Source organism: Flexivirga aerilata (assembly GCF_013002715.1).
Taxonomy (GTDB): domain Bacteria; phylum Actinomycetota; class Actinomycetes; order Actinomycetales; family Dermatophilaceae; genus Flexivirga; species Flexivirga aerilata.
The window spans coordinates 95,752-112,735 of sequence record NZ_JABENB010000002.1 but is presented as its reverse complement, the minus strand read 5'-3'; the positions used below and the strand labels follow the sequence as shown (position 1 = coordinate 112,735).

Below are 16,984 nucleotides of genomic sequence, written 5' to 3'. Positions count from 1 at the left end.
CGCCGCAGATCGGCGCCTGTGGACGACGGTTGCGGGCACGCCTCGGTGCTTAGGCTCGGGTGTGCTCACCGACCGGTTCGACCTGGTCGCCGCGGTCGGCTACGCGGCGGCGGGCATCCCGCTGCTCGCGCTCGCGGTCATCGACGCGCGCACCCACCGGCTGCCCGACCGCATCACCCTGCCGTTGATCCCGGGCAGCCTGCTGGTCGCAGCAGCAGCGTCGGCGAGCACGCACGACTGGCCCGCGCTCGGCCGTGCCGCGGCGGCCGGACTGACAGTCTTCGCAGTCGGTTTCGCGATCATGTTCGCCTCACCGGGCGGCGCCGGGCTCGGCTTCGGCGACGTCAAGCTCGGCGCGAGCCTCGGCATCCTCACCGGCTGGCTCTCGTGGGGCACGGTCGTCGGCGCGATCGCGCTCGCCTTCCTCGGCGCGGGCCTGTGGGCTGCAGCGCTCGTGCTCACCCGGCGCGCGAACCGGCATACCCACCTGGCGTTCGGGCCGTTCCTCATCGGCGGCGCCGTGCTCGCGATCGTCGCCGGGTGAGGCCCCGTGACATGACGAGAGCCGGGCACCCGCGTCGGGCACCCGGCTCTTGTCAGTCGTGAACGACCTTACTTCTCAAGGTCTTTCATGATTTCGCGCATCAGGTTGGCGGTCTCGGACGGCGTCTTGCCGACCTTGACGCCGGCGGCCTCGAGGGCCTCCTTCTTGGCTGCGGCGGTGCCGGACGAGCCCGACACGATCGCGCCCGCGTGGCCCATGGTCTTGCCCTCGGGCGCGGTGAAGCCCGCGACGTAGCCGACGACCGGCTTGGTCACGTGCTCCTTGATGTATGCCGCGGCCCGCTCCTCGGCGTCGCCGCCGATCTCGCCGATCATCACGATCGCCTTGGTGTCGGGGTCGGCCTCGAACGCCTCGAGCGCGTCGATGTGGGTGGTGCCGATCACCGGGTCACCGCCGATGCCGATCGCGGTGGTGAAGCCGAAGTCGCGCAGTTCGTACATCATCTGGTAGGTCAGCGTGCCCGACTTGGAGACCAGCCCGATCGGGCCCTTGCCGGCGATGGTGTGCGGCGTGATGCCGGCCAGCGACTCCTCCGGGGTGATGATGCCGGGGCAGTTCGGGCCGATGATGCGGGTCTTGTTGCCCTCCCGGGTCGCCGCGTAATTGTAGAACTCGGCGGTGTCCTTCACCGGGATGCCCTCGGTGATGACGACCAGCAGCGGGATCTCGGCGTCGATCGCCTCGATCGCGGCGTCCTTGGCAAACTTCGGCGGCACGAAGGCGACCGAGACGTTGGCGCCGGTCGCGTCCATCGCCTCCTTCACCGAGCCGAAGACCGGCAGCTCCTTGCCGCCGATCTCGGCGGTGGTGCCGGCCTTACGGGCGTTGACGCCGCCGACGATGTTCGCCCCGGCGTCGAGCATGAGGGCGGTGTGCTTGGAGCCCATGCCGCCGGTCATGCCCTGCACGATGATCTTGCTGTCAGCGTTCAAAAAGATTGACATTATTGAAGATTCCTTCTCGTATGCCGTCAGCGGATCACTTGGCGGAGCCGGCGAACTCTGCGGCCTTGGCCGCCGCGCCGTCCATCGTGTCGACCTGGGTGACCAGCGGGTGGTTCAGCTCGTTGAGGATCGCGCGACCCTCGTCGACCTTGTTGCCGTCGAGACGCACGACCAGCGGCTTGGTGGCGTTGTCGCCGAGGATCTCCAGGGCGCCCTTGATGCCGTTGGCGACCTCGTCGCAGGCGGTGATGCCGCCGAAGACGTTGACGAAGACCGACTTGACCTGCTCGTCGCCGAGGATGACGTCGAGACCGTCGGCCATCACCTTGGCGTTGGCGCCGCCACCGATGTCGAGGAAGTTGGCGGCCTTCACGCCGTGCTGCTCGCCGGCGTAGGCGACCACGTCGAGGGTCGACATGACCAGGCCCGCGCCGTTGCCGATGATGCCGACCTCGCCGTCGAGCTTGACGTAGTTGAGGCCCTTCTCCGTGGCCTTCGCCTCGAGCGGGTCGGTCGAGGCCGTGTCCTCGAGGGCCTCGTGGTCGGGGTGGCGGAAGTCGGCGTTGCCGTCGAGGGTGACCTTGCCGTCGAGCGCGACGATGTCGCCCGCGCCGGTCTTCACGAGCGGGTTGACCTCGACCAGGGTCGCGTCCTCACCGGCATACACGTCCCAGAGCTTCTGCAGCACCGGCACGATCTTGGCGCCGGTCTCGGCGTCGAAGCCGGCCTGCTGCACGATCTCCTGCGCCTTGGCCTCGTCGATGCCGACGTTGGGGTCGACCGCAACACGGGCCAGCGCCTCGGGGCGCTCGACCGCGAGCTGCTCGATCTCCATGCCGCCTTCCTTGCTGCACATGGCGAGGTAGTTGCGGTTGGCCCGGTCGAGCAGCACCGAGAAGTAGTACTCCTCGGCGATGTCGGCGCCCTGGGCGATCATCACGGTGCCGACGGTGTGGCCCTTGATGTCCATGCCGAGGATGTCCTGCGCGAGCTGCTTCGCCTCCTCGGGCGACTTGGCGACCTTCACGCCGCCGGCCTTGCCACGTCCGCCGGTCTTGACCTGGGCCTTGACCACGGTCACGCCGCCGGACTTCGGGCCGATCTCGGCGGCGGCCTGCTCGGCCTGCTCCGGGGTGGTTGCGGTCTTGCCGGCCAGCACCGGCACTCCGTGCGCCTCGAACATGTCGCGCGCCTGGTATTCGAAAAGATCCACGCGGAATCCATCCTCGTCATCGAGAGATTGAAGTTGCTTCTGAGCAAGGCTGGGTCGACGGGACCGAAGTGCGCCGGATGGAGCGTGTCCGGACCTCGTCGTCCGGTATTGGATGCTAGCCGTCGCTCGCGTCGGTGCCCACGTGGGTCCGCACCCAGTCCACGATCTCGGTCGTGGTCGCGCCCGGGGTGAAGACCGTGGCGACGCCCATCTCCTGCAGCGCCGGAAGGTCCTCCTCCGGAATGATGCCGCCGCCGAAAACCACGATGTCGTCGGCGTCCTTGGCCTTGAGCAGCTCGATCACCTTGGCGAACAGCGTCATGTGCGCGCCCGAAAGCACTGACAGGCCAACGGCATCCGCGTCTTCCTGGATCGCCGCCTCCACGATCTGCTCCGGCGTCTGGTGCAGCCCGGTGTATATGACCTCCATGCCGCCGTCGCGCAGCGCGCGGGCGACGACCTTCGCACCACGGTCGTGACCGTCGAGTCCGGGTTTGGCGACCACGATGCGGAGCGGGCTTGTCGTCATACGCGCACCATATCGACAGGTGACCGACATCACGTCCGCCAGGTGGTATGCCGCGTCACCGGCGGCCGCCCGGGCGTGACCGCACCGGCGAGCACGCCGGCCGGACCCAGGCCGTGCACCTCGTCGAACGCCATGCCTGACACCTGACCAGATTTTCCACAGGTTTGGCAGTCAGGTGCCCGCGATGCCGGTTAGCATTGCGCGGGTGCGCGTTTTCGGGGTTCGGGTGTTCGGGGTTCGGGTTGCTGTCGTCACTGCCCAGGGGCTGACGGTCCGATGACCCGTTATACGGGTCGGCACCGGTCCGGCGGCGCCACCACGGCTCGCCCGCGGGCCGGGCGGCACCGCGCAGCCAACCAATCGCGTGTGTTGAGTCGCGTCGTGCTGCCCGTGGGCGTGGTCACCGCCACGGCCACCGTCGGCGGGGTCGCGGTCGCAGGGTTGGATCCGTTGCAGCTCAACTTCGGCAGCACCCTCGCCGCGGAGCGTGCCGTGCCGGCAGCGACTCAGACCGCGAGGCTGGCTCCCGCCGTGGCGTCGAGTCACGCTGTGACCACCTCGGTGCGGCGCGAACTGCCGGGCAGCGTGTCCCGCGACTCCGGCCGCCCTCTGCTGCCCGAGTCCGGACCGGCCACCCCGGCATCGGGACCGGCATCGGGATCAACGTCGGCGTCCGCTTCGGCATCCTCGTCGGCGGCGCAATCTCCTTCTTCGTCAACGAAACCCGCCCCCTCCGCGTCGCCGTCGCCGACCTCCAGCAAGCCCGCCGCGCAGTGGGTCTGCGCGATCCGTGGCTGCGCCGCGCCGATGGTGTCGGGCTTCGGGGCACGGGTGTCCCCGGGCGGCGTCGGGTCGACCTACCACCAGGGCGACGACTTCCCCGTGCCGATCGGCACGTCGCTCGTCGCGATGGGCAACGGCACGGTGGTGCAGGCCGGCCCGGTCGACGGCCTCGGGGTGCACGTGGTCGTCGACTACGGCGGCGGCGTGCAGATCGTCTACGGGCACATGTCGAGCGTCGTGGTGTATGCCGGGCAACGGGTCTCGCAGGGCCAGCTCGTCGGCTACTCCGGCAACACCGGCAAGTCGACCGGCCCGCACCTGCATCTCGAAGTGCACGTCAACGGTGTCGCGATCGACCCCGCCCCCTGGCTGCGCGCCCGCGGCGTCTTCTGACGGCCTCCCCGCCCCGCGCCTCCCCGCGCTCCCCTCCCCCACGCATCTCGTAAGCAACAGTGCGCCTGACGCCACCCTGGCTTACGAGACCACCACACACCCGCCCACCGCAGGCCTCCCGCCCCCGCGCATCCCGTAAGCAACCGTGCCCCTGACGCCACCCTGGCTTACGAGACCACCACACACCCGCCCACCGCAGGCCTCCCGCCCCCGCGCATCCCGTAAGCAACCGTGCCCCTGACGCCACCCTGCCTTACGAGACCACCACACACCCGCCCACCGCGCGCCTCCCCGCGCCCGCGCATCCCGTAAGCAACCGTGCGCCTGACGCCACCCTGCCTTACGAGACCACCGCACCCGCCCACCGCGCGCCTCCCCGCGCATCCCGTAAGCAACCGTGCCGCTGACGCCACCCTGCCTTACGAGACCACCGCACCCGCCCACCGCGCGCCTCCCCGCACATCCCGTAAGCAACCGTGCGCCTGACGCCACCTTCGCTTACGAGACCACCGCTCCCCCGCCAGCCGCCTCCCTCCCCGCACATCCCGTAAGCAACCGTGCCGCTGACGCCACCCTTGCTTACGAGACCACCGCTCCCCCGCCAGCCGCCTCCCTCCCCGCGCATCCCGTAAGCAACCGTGCGCCTGACGCCACCCTCGCTTACGAGACCAGCGCGCACCCACCCACCGAGCACCCGACCACCGCAGCCGGCCGTTCGTAGACTTCACCGGTGACCTCGACGCCGCGGCTGGAGCTGCTCGGACCGCAGCACGCCCGCGCGCTGGAGCGTTTCGAGCGGGACAACCGGGCGTTCTTCGCCGCGCGCATCGGCGATCGCGGTGATGGGTTCTTCGAGCGATTCGACGAGCTGCTGGCCGAGCGCGTGGACGAAAACCGTTGCGGCACGTCACTTCTCTGCGTGCTCGTCCTCGACGACGAGATCGTCGGCCGGGTCAATGTGCTCGACCTCGACCGGCCGGACGGGGCAGAGCTCGGTTACCGGGTCGCCGAGCACGCGCAGGGCCGCGGTCTGGCGACGGCCGGTGTCACCGACGCTCTCGCGGCAGCGTCGGCACGCGGGGTCCGGACCGTGACGGCCCGGGTGTTCGTGGACAACACCGCATCACGACGGGTGCTCGAACATTGCGACTTCGAACCGACCGGACCCGTGCCCTCCCCCGATGGTTCGCCCCGGGAGTTCGTCGGCTACCGGCGGCAGCTGCCGCCGCCGTGAACCGCCGCCGTGACCCCCACCCTGACCGAGGCGCGGGTCAGAGCTTCTCGACCGGCGCGTAACGCAGCAGCAACCGCTTCACCCCGGTGTCGCCACCGAAGTCGATGTGCGCCATCGCCCGGTCACCCTGCCCCTCGACCCGGACGACGGTGCCGAGCCCGAACGAGTCGTGCGTGACGCGGTCACCCGAATCCAGGGCAATGACAGGCCGATTCCCGGGACTGCGCACCCCCGGTTTGGCTGCGAGACGAGCCACCGCAGGAGTCGACGACGGACGCGTCGCCGTCGTCGTGGTGCGTTGCCAGTCGATCAACGACGACGGAATCTCGTCGAGGAAGCGGGACGGCGGGTTGTACTGCGGGGCGCCCCACGCCGACCGCACCTCCGCACGCGACAGGTGGAGCCGCTCCCGGGCGCGGGTGGTGCCGACATAGGCGAGCCGCCGTTCCTCCTCCAGCTCCTTCGGATCGCCGAGCGCGCGCATGTGCGGGAAGGTGCCGTCCTCCATGCCGGTGAGGAAGACGACCGGAAACTCCAGCCCCTTGGCGGTGTGCAGCGTCATCATCGTGACGACACCGGTCTCCTCCCCGTCCTCGTCCGGGATCTCGTCGGTGTCCGCCACGAGCGACACCTGCTCGAGGAAGTCCTCGAGCGATCCGCCCGGGTAGTTCTCGTCGAATTCCTGTGCCACTGCCACGAGTTCGGCGAGGTTCTCCACCCGGGTCTCGTCCTGCGGGTCCGGGCTGCGCCGCAGCTCCGACAGGTAGCCGGACTGATCGAGGATGGCCTCGAGCAGGTCACCGACCCCGGTGTCGTCGGCCTCGTGCACCTGCCGCAGCGACTCCAGCAGTGCGGTGAAGGCATTGATCGACGTCACCGAACGAGTAGCGATGCCAGGCGCATCCGCGGCCCGGCCCAGCGCCGCCACGAACGGGATGCGCTCCCGCTCGGCGAGCGCCGACACGCACGCCTCGGCGCGATCGCCGATGCCCCGCTTCGGGACATTGAGGATGCGCCGCAGGTTGACGGTGTCGGCCGGATTGGACACCACGCGCAGGTAGGCCAGCGCGTCCTTGACCTCGCGCCGCTCGTAGAAGCGGGTGCCGCCGACGACCTTGTAGGGCAGGCCGACGCGGACGAAAACCTCTTCCAATGCACGGGATTGGGCATTGGTGCGGTAGAAGACAGCGACATCCTTCGGCTTCACGCCGTGCTCGTCGCCGAGCTGGTCGATCGTGCGCGCGACGAATGCCGCCTCGTCGTGCTCGGAGTCGCCGACATACCCGACGATCGGCTCGCCGGCGCCCTGGTCGGACCAGAGGTTCTTGGGCCGACGGTCGGGGTTCTTGGCGATCACTGCGTTGGCGGCCTGCAGGATGTTCTGCGTCGAGCGGTAGTTCTGCTCCAGCAGGATCGTGCGCGCGTCGGGGTAGTCCTTCTCGAACTCCACGATGTTGCGGATCGTCGCGCCGCGGAAGGCGTAGATCGACTGGTCGGCGTCACCGACCACGCAGAGTTCGGCGGGCGGCACCTCTCCCAACGCCTCGTCCGGAACACCATGTCCGACAAGCTCTTTCACGAGCACGTACTGCGCGTGGTTGGTGTCCTGATATTCGTCGACGAGCACGTGCCGGAAGCGGCGACGGTAGTGCTCGGCCACGTCCGGGAACGCCTGGAGGATGTTGACGGTCATCATGATGATGTCGTCGAAGTCGAGCGCGTTGGCCTGCCGCAGCCTCCGCTGGTATGACGCATAGGCCTCGGCCAGCATGTGTTCCTGGTGAGTGCCCTCGGAAACCTGTGTGCTGTAAGCCTCTTCGTCGATGAGTTCGTTCTTGAGATTGCTGACCTGATGGCTGAACGACCGCGGCGGGAAGCGCTTCGGATCGAGGTCGAGGTCGCGCATCACCAGCGCCATCATGCGCTGGCTGTCGGCGGCGTCGTAGATCGAGAACGTCGACTTCAGCCCCACCTTGGTGGCCTCGCGGCGCAGGATGCGCACGCACGCGGAGTGGAAGGTCGAGACCCACATCGTGCGGGCGACTCCCCCGACCAGCCCTTCGACGCGCTCGCGCATCTCGGCGGCGGCCTTGTTGGTGAAGGTGATCGCGAGAATCTGTCCGGGCTGCACGTGCCGGGCGGCCATCAGGTAGGCGATGCGGTGGGTCAGCACACGGGTCTTGCCCGAGCCGGCACCGGCGACGATCAACAGCGGCGACCCCTCGTGCAGCACGGCCTCCCGCTGCTGCGGGTTGAGGCCCTCGACGAGGCTCTCCGGACGCGCCATCGACGGCCCGCCCGCGCCGGCGGGCGCCGCTCCGGCCGGGGCCGCACCGCCCAGGCTGGCCCAGGTCGGCACACCACGGTGGTCGACGTCGGTGGGCACGGTGGCGGACGCCGCGTCCGCCGGCAGTCCGGGCAGGGGGATGTCGTCGAAAAGGCTGCTCATGTCGGTGCTCAAGCCTACGTGCCGCCACCGACGGCCGCCGGGTCGCCGGTCGGTGGCTGCGGCCCCGCGACCGATGCGCCGTACGCCCCGGATGCGCCGGGCGCGCCGGACGCGGACGGCGTCATACGCGCCGTGCTCCCTGCTGCCGCGCCGCAAGGCTCGCGGCGACCAGCACCAGGGCGACCTCGAACACGCCGTATCCGACGAGCGTCGGTCGCAGACCGAAGCCCTGGACGGCGAGCCCGGCCACGACGGCCGGCACGCTGAATGCGGTGTAGCTGATCACGAAGACGGTGGCGAAGGTCTGCGCGCGGCTTCGCGGAGGCGTCGCCGCGACGATCGCCCCCATCGCCACCAGGAAAGTGATCCCGAAGCCGGCACCGGCGACGACCGAGCCGGCCAGGTAGACCGGCAACGAGGTGACCAGCACGCCGAGCACGGTGAGCGCGACGCCGCCACCGAGGAGCGCCAGCCCGACGACTCGTCGTCGCGGCGCGGGCAGCCGCTCGGCGAGCAGCAGCGAGAACGCCGCCGGCACGAAGAAGCCGGCGAGCACCAGGCCGACAACGAAGTGGTTGCCGACGCCGAGCAGCTTGCCGACCACGGACGACCCGAGCGACAGGTAGAGCCCGCCGAGCGCCCAGGTGGCGACGAACGCCGGCACCAGGCCGGCGAGCACCGGCCGCGTCTGCGGTGCGATCCCGAGGCTCGGCCGCAGGCTGCGCAGCAGCACGGCCGCGGGCGGGCGGGCCCCATCGCGCTCCTCGGGCACGTAGAACAGCGCAACCGCCAGCACCACGTATGCCGCGAGCAGCACCCAGTAGACGAGATATCTCGGCCACGGCGCGTACTCCACGAGCGCCCCGGCGAGCGCGGCCCCGAATCCCAGCCCGAACGTCGGCGCGCCGCTGCTCACCATCGAGCCGCGCTGCGGGCTCGGCGCCAGATCGACGATCAGCGCGCTCACGGCCCCGGTCATCGCCCCCGTCGCGACGCCCTGCACGATCCGTGCGAGCAACAGGGTGCCGGTGCCGGAGGCGTGCACGAAGAGCAGCATCCCGACCCCGAGGAGCACCATGCCCGCGATCAGGATCGGCCGGCGCCCGACGTGATCGGGCAGCGAACCGACCGTGAGCAGCGTCGCGAGGAGCGCCACGACATACACCGCGAAGATCACGGTGAGGGTGAATGACGAGAAACCCCAGAGCTGTTGGTAGATCGGGTAGAGCGGCGACGGCGCGGCGGCGGCCGCCATCATCCCGACCATGGCCAGCCCTGCGACGACGAAACCACTGCGCCGGGAAAGCCGGAACGACATGCGCACCTCCGCCAATTGCAATGAACGCTGCTTTAAGGGTCGAGCGTACGCCCGATCCAGGCTAATGCAAATCCAACTGCAATAATGTCTGTATGGCGACCAAGACTCCCGAGGTCCGGCGCCGCCCGGGCGGCCGGAGCGCGCGCGTGCAGAACGCCGTCTACGACGCGGTCGGCGAGCTGATGGCGCGCGAGCGCCCGGACCACATCACCATCCCGATGGTGGCCGAACGCGCCGGCGTCAATCCGACGAGCATCTACCGCCGCTGGGGCGACGCCGACGCCCTGCTGGAGGAGGTCGCGGTCGCGGCGTTCACCCGGGACGACGAACGCGTGCCGGACACCGGATCGTTCGCCGGTGACCTGCGTGAATGGGCGCGGGTGATCGCGCGTGACATCACCCGGCCGCACCGCACGCGCTACCTGCGAGCGCTGGTCGCGGCACGCGACGGACTGGTGGAGCAGTGCCCGTGCTGGACCACCCGGGAGGAGCAGCTCGCCGAGATGACGGCGCTCGCCCGCACCCGGGACGAGCGCACGCCGGGTGTCGAGCAGGTGCTCAACCATGTCATCGCGCCGCTCTACCACCACGTCGTCTTCGGCCTGCCCGTCGACGACGAGCTCGCGCAGCGGCTCGTCGACGACGTGCTGTCCATGACCCCCAGGGACGAATACAGGGACGAATACTTGTCAGGCACAAAGTGATTCGGCTAATCAGGCCGACCGCGCGCCTGCACGACAGCTTTCTCGACAATCTGCTGGAGTTCGAGTCACCGGCCGCCCGGCACGGCCACGCGATCCGCGGCGTGAGCGACGACCAACTGCGCGACCCCGCCGGATTTGCCGACTGGCTCGCGCAGCGTGAGGCGTATGCCGACGCGACGACGCGCCTGCCGGACGGCCTGGTCCACGAGACGGTCTTCTGGATCGTCGACGACGCCGCGCCCGATCGGGTGCTCGGCTCGCTGGCCCTGCGCCACGAACTCAACGAGGCTCTGACCATCATCGGCGGCCACATCGGCTACGGGGTGCGGCCGTCCGCGCGCCGGCGTGGAGTCGCGACGCAGGCGCTGCGGCTGGCACTCGGAGAAGCCAAAGGCGTTGGCCTGCAACGGGTTCTGCTCACCTGCGACGAGGACAACCCGGCTTCGGCGCGCACCATCGAGCGGTGCGGCGGGGTGCGCGACGAGGCGCCCGCCGGGATCCGCCGCTACTGGATCGAGATCTGAACCCGCTCAGTCGTGGTCGACGATCACCGCTGCGTGGTCACTCCACCTCAGGTCGTATGACGCAGCGCGCCCCACGGCGACCGCGCCCGACCGCACGGCGAGCGCCGGCGACTCGAGCACGTAGTCGATGCGCCAGCCGGCGTCGTTGTCGAAGGCCTTTCCGCGCCAGGACCACCAGGTGTAGGGGCCGTCGACGTCACCGGCGCGGGCGCGGGTGACATCGACCCAGCCGGCCGCGAGCCAGCGGTCGAGGTAGGCCTGCTCCTCGGGAAGAAACCCTGCCTTGCCGCGATTTCCCTTCCAGTTCTTCAGGTCCCGCGCGGTGTGGCAGATGTTGAAGTCGCCGGTCACGGCCGCGGCGTCCCCGGCCAGCGCCGCCATACGCTGCCCCATCGCGTCGAGGAAGGCGAACTTCTCGGTCTGCTTCGGGGTCTGCGCCTCCCCCGTGTGCACGTAGGCCGACGCGACCGTGACCATGCCACCCGGTGCCTCGATGTCGGCCTCGACCCACCGGCCCTGCTCCTCAAATCCGGGCAGGCCGGCCCGCACCGCGGTGATCTCGTGCGGGCTGAGCACCGCGACCCCGGCCCGGCCGGCCGCGGCGGAGGGCGCGTGCGCGACCTGCCAGTCGGCAAACTTCGAGTCGGCGAGCGCGGCGCGCAGCTGGTCCTCCCCCGCCCGCACCTCCTGCAGAGCGAGCACGTCGGCTTCCTGCTCGGCCAGCCAGGTCAGGCCGCCGCGCCGGGCGGTGGCGCGGATGCCGTTGACGTTCGCGGTGATGATGCGCACCACCCGACTCTCTCATCCGGACGCGGCCCGCGATCTGCCAGGATCGGGGGCCATGCAGTTCGACGACGCCACGACCCGCCTGCTCGACGCCCGCCTCGCTGCGGCGCAGCGCGCAAGCCGCGCACCGTCGGTGGTCGCCGGGGTCATCGCCGACGGCGCGCTCGCCTGGACCGGCGCCGCCGGTCGCATCGACGGCCGCCCGGACGGTGAAACAGCTTCTGCCGCAACGCAATACCGGATCGGGTCGATCACCAAGACGTTCACCGCGGTGCTGACGCTGCGGCTCGTGCAGGATGGCCTCGTCGGTCTCACCGACCCGATCGGCGAGCACCTGCCGGAGCTCGCGGGCGCGCTGCCCGGCGTCCGCGTCAGCGAGCTGCTCACCCACGGCGCGGGGCTCCCCGCGGAGACCGACGGCGACTGGTGGGAGCGCAGCGCGGGCCGCACCTGGGAGCAACTGGTGCCGAGCATCCGGCTGATCCACCGGCCGGGTCGCCGATTCCACTACAGCAACTCGGGATTCGCCGTCCTCGGCGAGCTCGCGTCCCGGCTGCGTGGCGTGTCCTGGTCGGAGCTGGTGCAGTCGCAGATCACCGGTCCACTCGGGATGACCGACACGTCATACGGCCCGGGGACGACGGCCGCACCCGGTCTCGCGGTGCACCCCTACGCCGACCTGCTGCACGAGGAGCCGGCCACCGACACGCTCGCGATGGCGCCGGCCGGTCAGCTCTGGTCCACGATCGGCGACCTCGCGCGGTTTGCGCTCTTCCTCGCCCGCGGCAACCCGGCCGTCCTGGACGACGGGCTGCGGCGGGAGATGCAGATCCCGACGCTCGTCAACGACGAACCAGGTGAAAACTGGTCTCGCGCCTATGGTTTCGGGCTCGACATCGTCAACCGCGACGGCACCCGCTACGTCGGTCATGGTGGTTCGATGCCGGGCCACCAGGCCGCGTTGCGGATCGACCCGGAGACCGGCGACGGCGCGGTGTTGCTGGTCAACAACACCGCGGGCATCGGCCTCGACGCGATCGGTCTGCTCCAGCTCGCACGGCAGCACCAGCCCCGCACCGGCACGCCGTGGACCGCTTCGCCGGCGCCCGACCCGGCCGCCGCCAACGCGCTCACCGGCACGTGGTTCTGGGGGCCGCGGCCGCACACGCTGACCGTTGCCGGTGACGGCACGCTCCGGCTGGCGCCGGAGCGCGGCAACGGTCGCGGTTCCACCTTCGCGCCGGCGGGAGACGGTGACTGGATCGGCCTGGACGAATACTTCGCCGGCGAGCGCCTGACCGCGCTGCCGTCGCCGCAGGACCCGACTCACCTCGACGTTGCGGGCTTCCGTTTCAGCCGCACACCGTACGATCCCGGGGCAGACATTCCCGGAGGGACCGGGCAAGGCTGGCGCTGACGCCGCTCGTGCGCGGCGTCGACGTTGACGAGTGAGGACGCACATGGAGCACTGGCTGACGACGATTCCGCCGTTCGCGGTCTACCTTCTCGCGGGGCTCGCCGTCGGGATCGAGAGCCTCGGCATACCGGTGCCCGGCGAGATCATCCTGGTCGCCGCCGCAGTGATGTCGTCCAAGCACGAGCTGTCGATCAGCCCGCACGGCATCGCGATCTCCGCCGTCTGCGGCGCGGTCATCGGCGACACCATCGGCTACACGGTCGGCCGGCGCTACGGGCATCACCTGTTCGGCTTCCTGGAGCGCAAGTTCCCGCACCACTTCAACAAGGACCTGATCGACTACGCCGAGCACGTCTTCCACCGCTGGGGCATGCTCGCGGTCTTCTTCGGCCGCTTCATCGCACTGCTGCGCATCTTCGCCGGCCCGCTCTCCGGTTCGCTGAAGATGCACTACCCGCGCTTCCTCGCCGCCAACCTCGCCGGCGCGATCTGCTGGGCCGGCGGCACCACCTACCTCGTCTACTACCTCGGCAAGGCGGCCGAGAAGTACCTCAAGGACTTCTCCTACGTCGGTCTCGGCGTCGCACTGCTCTTCGGGCTGCTCCTCTCGACAGTGCTGAAGCGCAGGCTGCAGCGCAAGGTCGAGGCGTATGCCGAGCAGCGTCGCGTCGAGCAAGCGGCCCCGGCTGCCGATTAGCCGTCGCCAGATCGGCCCCGGAGCGCCCGTCAGGATTGTTGTTCGTTAGCCCCCTTCGAGCAGCGCGGCTGCTCTACGCTCCAGGCCAACGGCGCTGCTCGTCAGCTGCCACATCGAGGGGGCAACACGATGTCGTGGACAGAACCGGTGATGGATCACGCCGACGCGCGTGCATACGAAGTCATCGCAAGCAACCAGCAACTCACCGTGGAGGCCGTCGCCTCACGACTCGGCGAGTCCGTTGGCGAGTGCACGACGCGCGTACGCCGTCTCACGGCGATGGGGCTGATCGAACGCGTCGGTGATCGCGTCGTGGCGCGCCACTCGGACGCCGTACGGCGCGACGACCTCGCCTTCCAGCAGAGCCTGCTGGCGGGCCTGGCCATGCAACTGTCACGCAGCAACATCCTTGCCCGGGCCCACGGCACGGCAATCGGGCCGAGCAGCAACGAACTCCAGGCGCTGGACGATGCCCGGTTGGGCTCGTGCCTGATGGAGCTCCTGGAGTCGGCTGCGTCGTCAGCGGCTTTCGTGCTCGACAGTGGTATCGGCCGCAGCTGCATCCTCGACCTCACGGCGGCGGCCGTCGCGGCCGCAGGTCGTGGCGTGGAGATTCGCGTGCTCGTCGACGACCACGCCGCGGAGGACGCAATGCTGACCGCGCTGGCTCGTCTGCGCGCCGCCGACTGCGAGGTGCGCACCGTGACGAGTCTGCCGCTTGGCGTGGTCATCGTCGACCGGAGCGTCGCGGTCCTTTGTCACCGGGATCCCGACGGTTCGACGCTGCACGGCGCAGCCGCCAGGTCCCCGCTCCTCGCCGCACCGCTCGCGGTCGCCTTCGAGAAGTTCTGGGCGTCCGCCGGCCCGCCGAGCGACCGCGCCGACTCCTCCTTGTCCTGCCTCCAGCAGCAGATCCTCACGCTGCTGGCGTGCGGTCACACCGACGACGCGATCGCCCACCGGCTCGGGATCTCCCGTCGGACCGTCTCCCGGGTGGTGGCCGATCTACTCCTCAAGACGTCTGCCCGCAGCCGTTTCGAACTCGGCTGCAAGGCCGCACTCAACCGCTGGGCGGGCACCGTCACCTCCAGCACGCTCCCCCGAATGAGCCCGGGCCGCCCGTGACCTCACGTCGCCGCTCAATTTGTAGAACGGTCAATTTCTGGCTCACCCGAGACGCGGCACATCTGCGTCAGCACATCCGGTCCCGACGGCGCTTTCCCGTCAGTACTTTTTCGGAGCCGAGGGAATTCCCTCGATACCTGGAAGAAGGGCAAGACAATGATTGCAACCCGAAAGATTGTCGGGATCGTTGCCACCGCCGCGATGTGCGGCGGTGCCATGCTCGCTTCACCCGCTGCGGACGCCACCAGCGGCTCCACCAGCTTCAGACTGCCGGGCGGTGACACCTGGCAGGTGAACGCGTGGCACTGCGGGACCTACTGGGACAAGTGTTCCTGGACCTCGTCCACGAAACTGCTCGGCTCCAACCCTGCCAATGCCGTGTCGATCTCCAACCGTGCGGAGCTCGAAGCCCACGGAGGCAGCCTTTCCATCACCCTCAGCAAACACCCCTCGGCCACGATCACCTTCACCAGCAGCTCGCTCGGTAAGGTCACCTGGACGAACACCCGTACCTGGATCTCCGACAATTCCGGTGTGATGGACCCGAGTTGGTCCACCGCCTGGGTTTCCACCCGCAGCTGTGGGTGGGGCCGGGTGAATTCAAGCATCCTGGTCTCCACCAAGTGTGCTTACGCCGGCGCATTCTGACATGACCTCGTGGACGTCTCCCGGTGCATTCCGGGAGACGTCCCGAGCCGGTTTCTGAGGAGTTTCCTTGTTCAAGACCAGCATTGTCGGCACCGCACTCATCGCCTTCGCACTCACCGGGTGCGGATCCGATCAGCGCCCCGTGGGCAAGACGACCCAGGAATTGCAGGTCATCCGGAGCAGCACGAACGGTTTGTACTTCTCTCCGCATCTGCTGACCGAGCGCGCGTCGATCGGAGAGAACGTCGCGGGGGTCAGCACCGCACCGCTCGTGGGCGCTCCGACGCGGCTCACGCCGGCCGAGCCGATGCAGCGCAAGCTGCGCACGGAGGCGTTCGCCGCCTATGGCACCAATGCCTACGGCCAACTGGCGGTCCTGTACGCCGCCGGGGCCGACAAGATCTTGAGCAAGGCCGACCTCCCCGCCCTTCAGCGCCTCCGCCTGCCCGACGGTTCCTACCGGTCGCCGGACGGCACCAGCCTTGCCGCGCGCGTGAACGCCACCGGTCTCGCGCTGTTCGCGACCAAGACGCTCGGCGGGCTGGACGCTTCGCAGTCCGCGCAGTCGACCGCCTGGCTTGCCGGGATCGCCCGCACCGAGTCGGACCAGTCGACGGTGTTCGCGGCCCTGAAGGCCATTCGCCGCGTCGACCCGTCACGCGCTCCGGCATACACCGGGCCGGTGCCGAACCTCGCGACTCTGGCCGCACAGCAGCCGCAGGCCCGTGCCACGACCTTGCAGCTCGCGGCCGCATACGTCGATGCGGTGGGGACGGCGACCGCGAGCCGACATCTCGACAAGGCGGGCGCCTGTGGTCTTTACACCACGAATGTCGCCACGTCGGATCTTCCGACAATGCAGGTCCTCGTCACCGTCATGCGCGGGTCCGGATATGCAACCTCCGATGTCCTCGAAGCGCGTCGACGGCTCGACGCCAGTCGTCTACCGGACGGCCTCTACCGCAACACCGGAGAATTGGCCGGTTCGGCGATCGCTTCGGTCTACGCGATGCGACTCATGCGGATGCGTGGGGACAATCCCACCGACCCTCGTCTGGCGCAATCTCTCCTCACCTACAGCAAACTTCCCGAGGTGGCAAGCCGTCCGCCCGAACTCCTTATCGCGCTCGGTGGAAGCGTCATTGCCGGAAACAAGAAAGCACGAGCCGGGGCCAAGAAACTGTGCGACGATCAGAGCGTGGTTCCCCGAACAGTGACCGCGACCAATGCGGTCGGCTGGTCGGAATTGAGCAGAATCTGCTTCGAGGCGGGATCGTCCGGGCCGACGCCCTCCTTCCAGCAGTGGCCGGCGGCGACGCCCGAGCAAGCGGTTTCTCAAGCAGCCGTCGTGAACACTCTCGCCGCGGCAGGGCGCCGCGCGTCGATTCCGTCGTGGATCTCGGCAGGTGCCTTTCAGAAATCACTCGATGCCCGATCCACTCTCTCCTTGGACCAACGCACCATGCTGGCGACGGCATTATTGACGCTCACCAAGGGTGATGGACGGGAGAATTTCGACTCCTTGCGGGTCATGGCCCAGGACTCGCGCGGGTGCCGCGGTCTACCCGACCTTTATCGGGACAACTCGGAGCCGCCGAGTTGTGATTTGCGCACCACGGTTTCCGTCGAACAATTCCTGAGTGCATAGGGGCGCC

16 protein-coding genes are annotated in these 16,984 nt (G+C 69.3%); 10 read left to right on the top strand and 6 right to left on the bottom strand.

Annotated features, from left to right (window positions below):
* Positions 1-61 precede the first annotated feature (61 nt).
* Positions 62-544 (top strand): prepilin peptidase, encoded by a 483-nt coding sequence (locus HJ588_RS12385; protein WP_171156019.1) that lies wholly within the window; start codon positions 62-64, stop codon positions 542-544.
* A gap of 68 nt (positions 545-612) precedes the next feature.
* On the opposite strand, the gene sucD is transcribed toward HJ588_RS12385, so the two are convergent.
* From sucD to icmB, 3 genes are all read right to left on the bottom strand, one after another.
* Positions 613-1,509, bottom strand: coding sequence for a succinate--CoA ligase subunit alpha (gene sucD, locus HJ588_RS12380; protein WP_171156015.1), 897 nt, complete (start codon positions 1,507-1,509; stop codon positions 613-615).
* A gap of 34 nt (positions 1,510-1,543) precedes the next feature.
* Positions 1,544-2,722: an ADP-forming succinate--CoA ligase subunit beta gene (sucC, locus tag HJ588_RS12375; RefSeq protein WP_171156013.1), complete on the bottom strand. Its 1,179-nt coding sequence runs from the start codon at positions 2,720-2,722 to the stop codon at positions 1,544-1,546.
* Positions 2,723-2,837: 115 nt separating this feature from the next.
* Positions 2,838-3,251, bottom strand: a complete 414-nt coding sequence (gene icmB, locus HJ588_RS12370) for a coenzyme B12-dependent isobutyryl CoA mutase small subunit (RefSeq protein ID WP_171156011.1) — start codon at positions 3,249-3,251, stop codon at positions 2,838-2,840.
* 366 nt (positions 3,252-3,617) lie between these two features.
* Between icmB and HJ588_RS19790 the strand changes: the two genes are divergently transcribed.
* Both HJ588_RS19790 and HJ588_RS12360 read left to right on the top strand, forming a co-directional pair.
* Positions 3,618-4,427: a peptidoglycan DD-metalloendopeptidase family protein gene (locus HJ588_RS19790; RefSeq protein ID WP_171156008.1), complete on the top strand. Its 810-nt coding sequence runs from the start codon at positions 3,618-3,620 to the stop codon at positions 4,425-4,427.
* A gap of 730 nt (positions 4,428-5,157) precedes the next feature.
* On the top strand, positions 5,158-5,661 hold the full coding sequence (locus HJ588_RS12360; RefSeq protein ID WP_171156006.1) for a GNAT family N-acetyltransferase: 504 nt from the start codon (positions 5,158-5,160) through the stop codon (positions 5,659-5,661).
* A 37-nt stretch (positions 5,662-5,698) separates the two neighbouring features.
* Here HJ588_RS12360 and pcrA read toward each other — a convergent pair whose 3' ends face one another.
* Together pcrA and HJ588_RS12350 are read right to left on the bottom strand one after the other, a co-directional pair.
* A complete protein-coding gene (pcrA, locus tag HJ588_RS12355) occupies positions 5,699-8,110 on the bottom strand; it encodes a DNA helicase PcrA (protein ID WP_171156004.1) in 2,412 nt (803 codons plus the stop codon).
* A 121-nt stretch (positions 8,111-8,231) separates the two neighbouring features.
* A complete protein-coding gene (locus tag HJ588_RS12350; protein WP_212755896.1) occupies positions 8,232-9,428 on the bottom strand; it encodes an MFS transporter in 1,197 nt (398 codons plus the stop codon).
* Positions 9,429-9,520: 92 nt separating this feature from the next.
* Here HJ588_RS12350 and HJ588_RS12345 point away from each other — a divergent pair, with 92 nt between their 5' ends.
* Positions 9,521-10,132, top strand: a complete 612-nt coding sequence (locus HJ588_RS12345; RefSeq protein WP_171156002.1) for a TetR/AcrR family transcriptional regulator — start codon at positions 9,521-9,523, stop codon at positions 10,130-10,132.
* Positions 10,129-10,656, top strand: a complete 528-nt coding sequence (locus HJ588_RS12340) for a GNAT family N-acetyltransferase (protein ID WP_171156000.1) — start codon at positions 10,129-10,131, stop codon at positions 10,654-10,656. The genes HJ588_RS12345 and HJ588_RS12340 overlap by 4 nt, the downstream gene beginning before the upstream one ends.
* A 6-nt stretch (positions 10,657-10,662) precedes the next feature.
* Here the strand turns inward: HJ588_RS12340 and HJ588_RS12335 are convergent, their stop codons facing one another.
* Positions 10,663-11,445 carry an exodeoxyribonuclease III gene (locus HJ588_RS12335; RefSeq protein WP_171155999.1) on the bottom strand — a complete coding sequence of 261 codons (783 nt, stop codon included), beginning with the start codon at positions 11,443-11,445 and terminating at the stop codon, positions 10,663-10,665.
* A gap of 52 nt (positions 11,446-11,497) precedes the next feature.
* Here HJ588_RS12335 and HJ588_RS12330 point away from each other — a divergent pair, with 52 nt between their 5' ends.
* From HJ588_RS12330 to HJ588_RS12310, 5 genes are all read left to right on the top strand, one after another.
* A complete protein-coding gene (locus tag HJ588_RS12330) occupies positions 11,498-12,859 on the top strand; it encodes a serine hydrolase domain-containing protein (protein WP_171155996.1) in 1,362 nt (453 codons plus the stop codon).
* Between the two features lie 43 nt (positions 12,860-12,902).
* Positions 12,903-13,556 carry a DedA family protein gene (locus HJ588_RS12325; RefSeq protein ID WP_171155994.1) on the top strand — a complete coding sequence of 218 codons (654 nt, stop codon included), beginning with the start codon at positions 12,903-12,905 and terminating at the stop codon, positions 13,554-13,556.
* Between the two features lie 129 nt (positions 13,557-13,685).
* Entirely contained in the window at positions 13,686-14,681 is a 996-nt protein-coding gene (locus tag HJ588_RS12320; RefSeq protein WP_171155992.1) for a helix-turn-helix transcriptional regulator, read from the top strand.
* A 156-nt stretch (positions 14,682-14,837) separates the two neighbouring features.
* Entirely contained in the window at positions 14,838-15,329 is a 492-nt protein-coding gene (locus HJ588_RS12315; RefSeq protein WP_171155990.1) for a hypothetical protein, read from the top strand.
* Positions 15,330-15,396: 67 nt separating this feature from the next.
* Complete coding sequence (locus tag HJ588_RS12310; protein WP_171155988.1) at positions 15,397-16,977, top strand: hypothetical protein; 1,581 nt, start codon at positions 15,397-15,399, stop codon at positions 16,975-16,977.
* The last annotated feature ends 7 nt before the right edge of the window (positions 16,978-16,984 follow it).

Coding starts and splice junctions, on each gene's coding strand:
- HJ588_RS12330 (WP_171155996.1), top strand. CDS start 11,498: ATGCAGTTCGACGACGCCACGACCCGCCTGCTCGACGCCCGCCTCGCT.
- sucD (WP_171156015.1), bottom strand. CDS start 1,509: ATGTCAATCTTTTTGAACGCTGACAGCAAGATCATCGTGCAGGGCATG.
- icmB (WP_171156011.1), bottom strand. CDS start 3,251: ATGACGACAAGCCCGCTCCGCATCGTGGTCGCCAAACCCGGACTCGAC.
- pcrA (WP_171156004.1), bottom strand. CDS start 8,110: ATGAGCAGCCTTTTCGACGACATCCCCCTGCCCGGACTGCCGGCGGAC.
- HJ588_RS12315 (WP_171155990.1), top strand. CDS start 14,838: ATGATTGCAACCCGAAAGATTGTCGGGATCGTTGCCACCGCCGCGATG.
- HJ588_RS12325 (WP_171155994.1), top strand. CDS start 12,903: ATGGAGCACTGGCTGACGACGATTCCGCCGTTCGCGGTCTACCTTCTC.
- HJ588_RS12320 (WP_171155992.1), top strand. CDS start 13,686: ATGTCGTGGACAGAACCGGTGATGGATCACGCCGACGCGCGTGCATAC.
- HJ588_RS12345 (WP_171156002.1), top strand. CDS start 9,521: ATGGCGACCAAGACTCCCGAGGTCCGGCGCCGCCCGGGCGGCCGGAGC.
- HJ588_RS12350 (WP_212755896.1), bottom strand. CDS start 9,428: ATGTCGTTCCGGCTTTCCCGGCGCAGTGGTTTCGTCGTCGCAGGGCTG.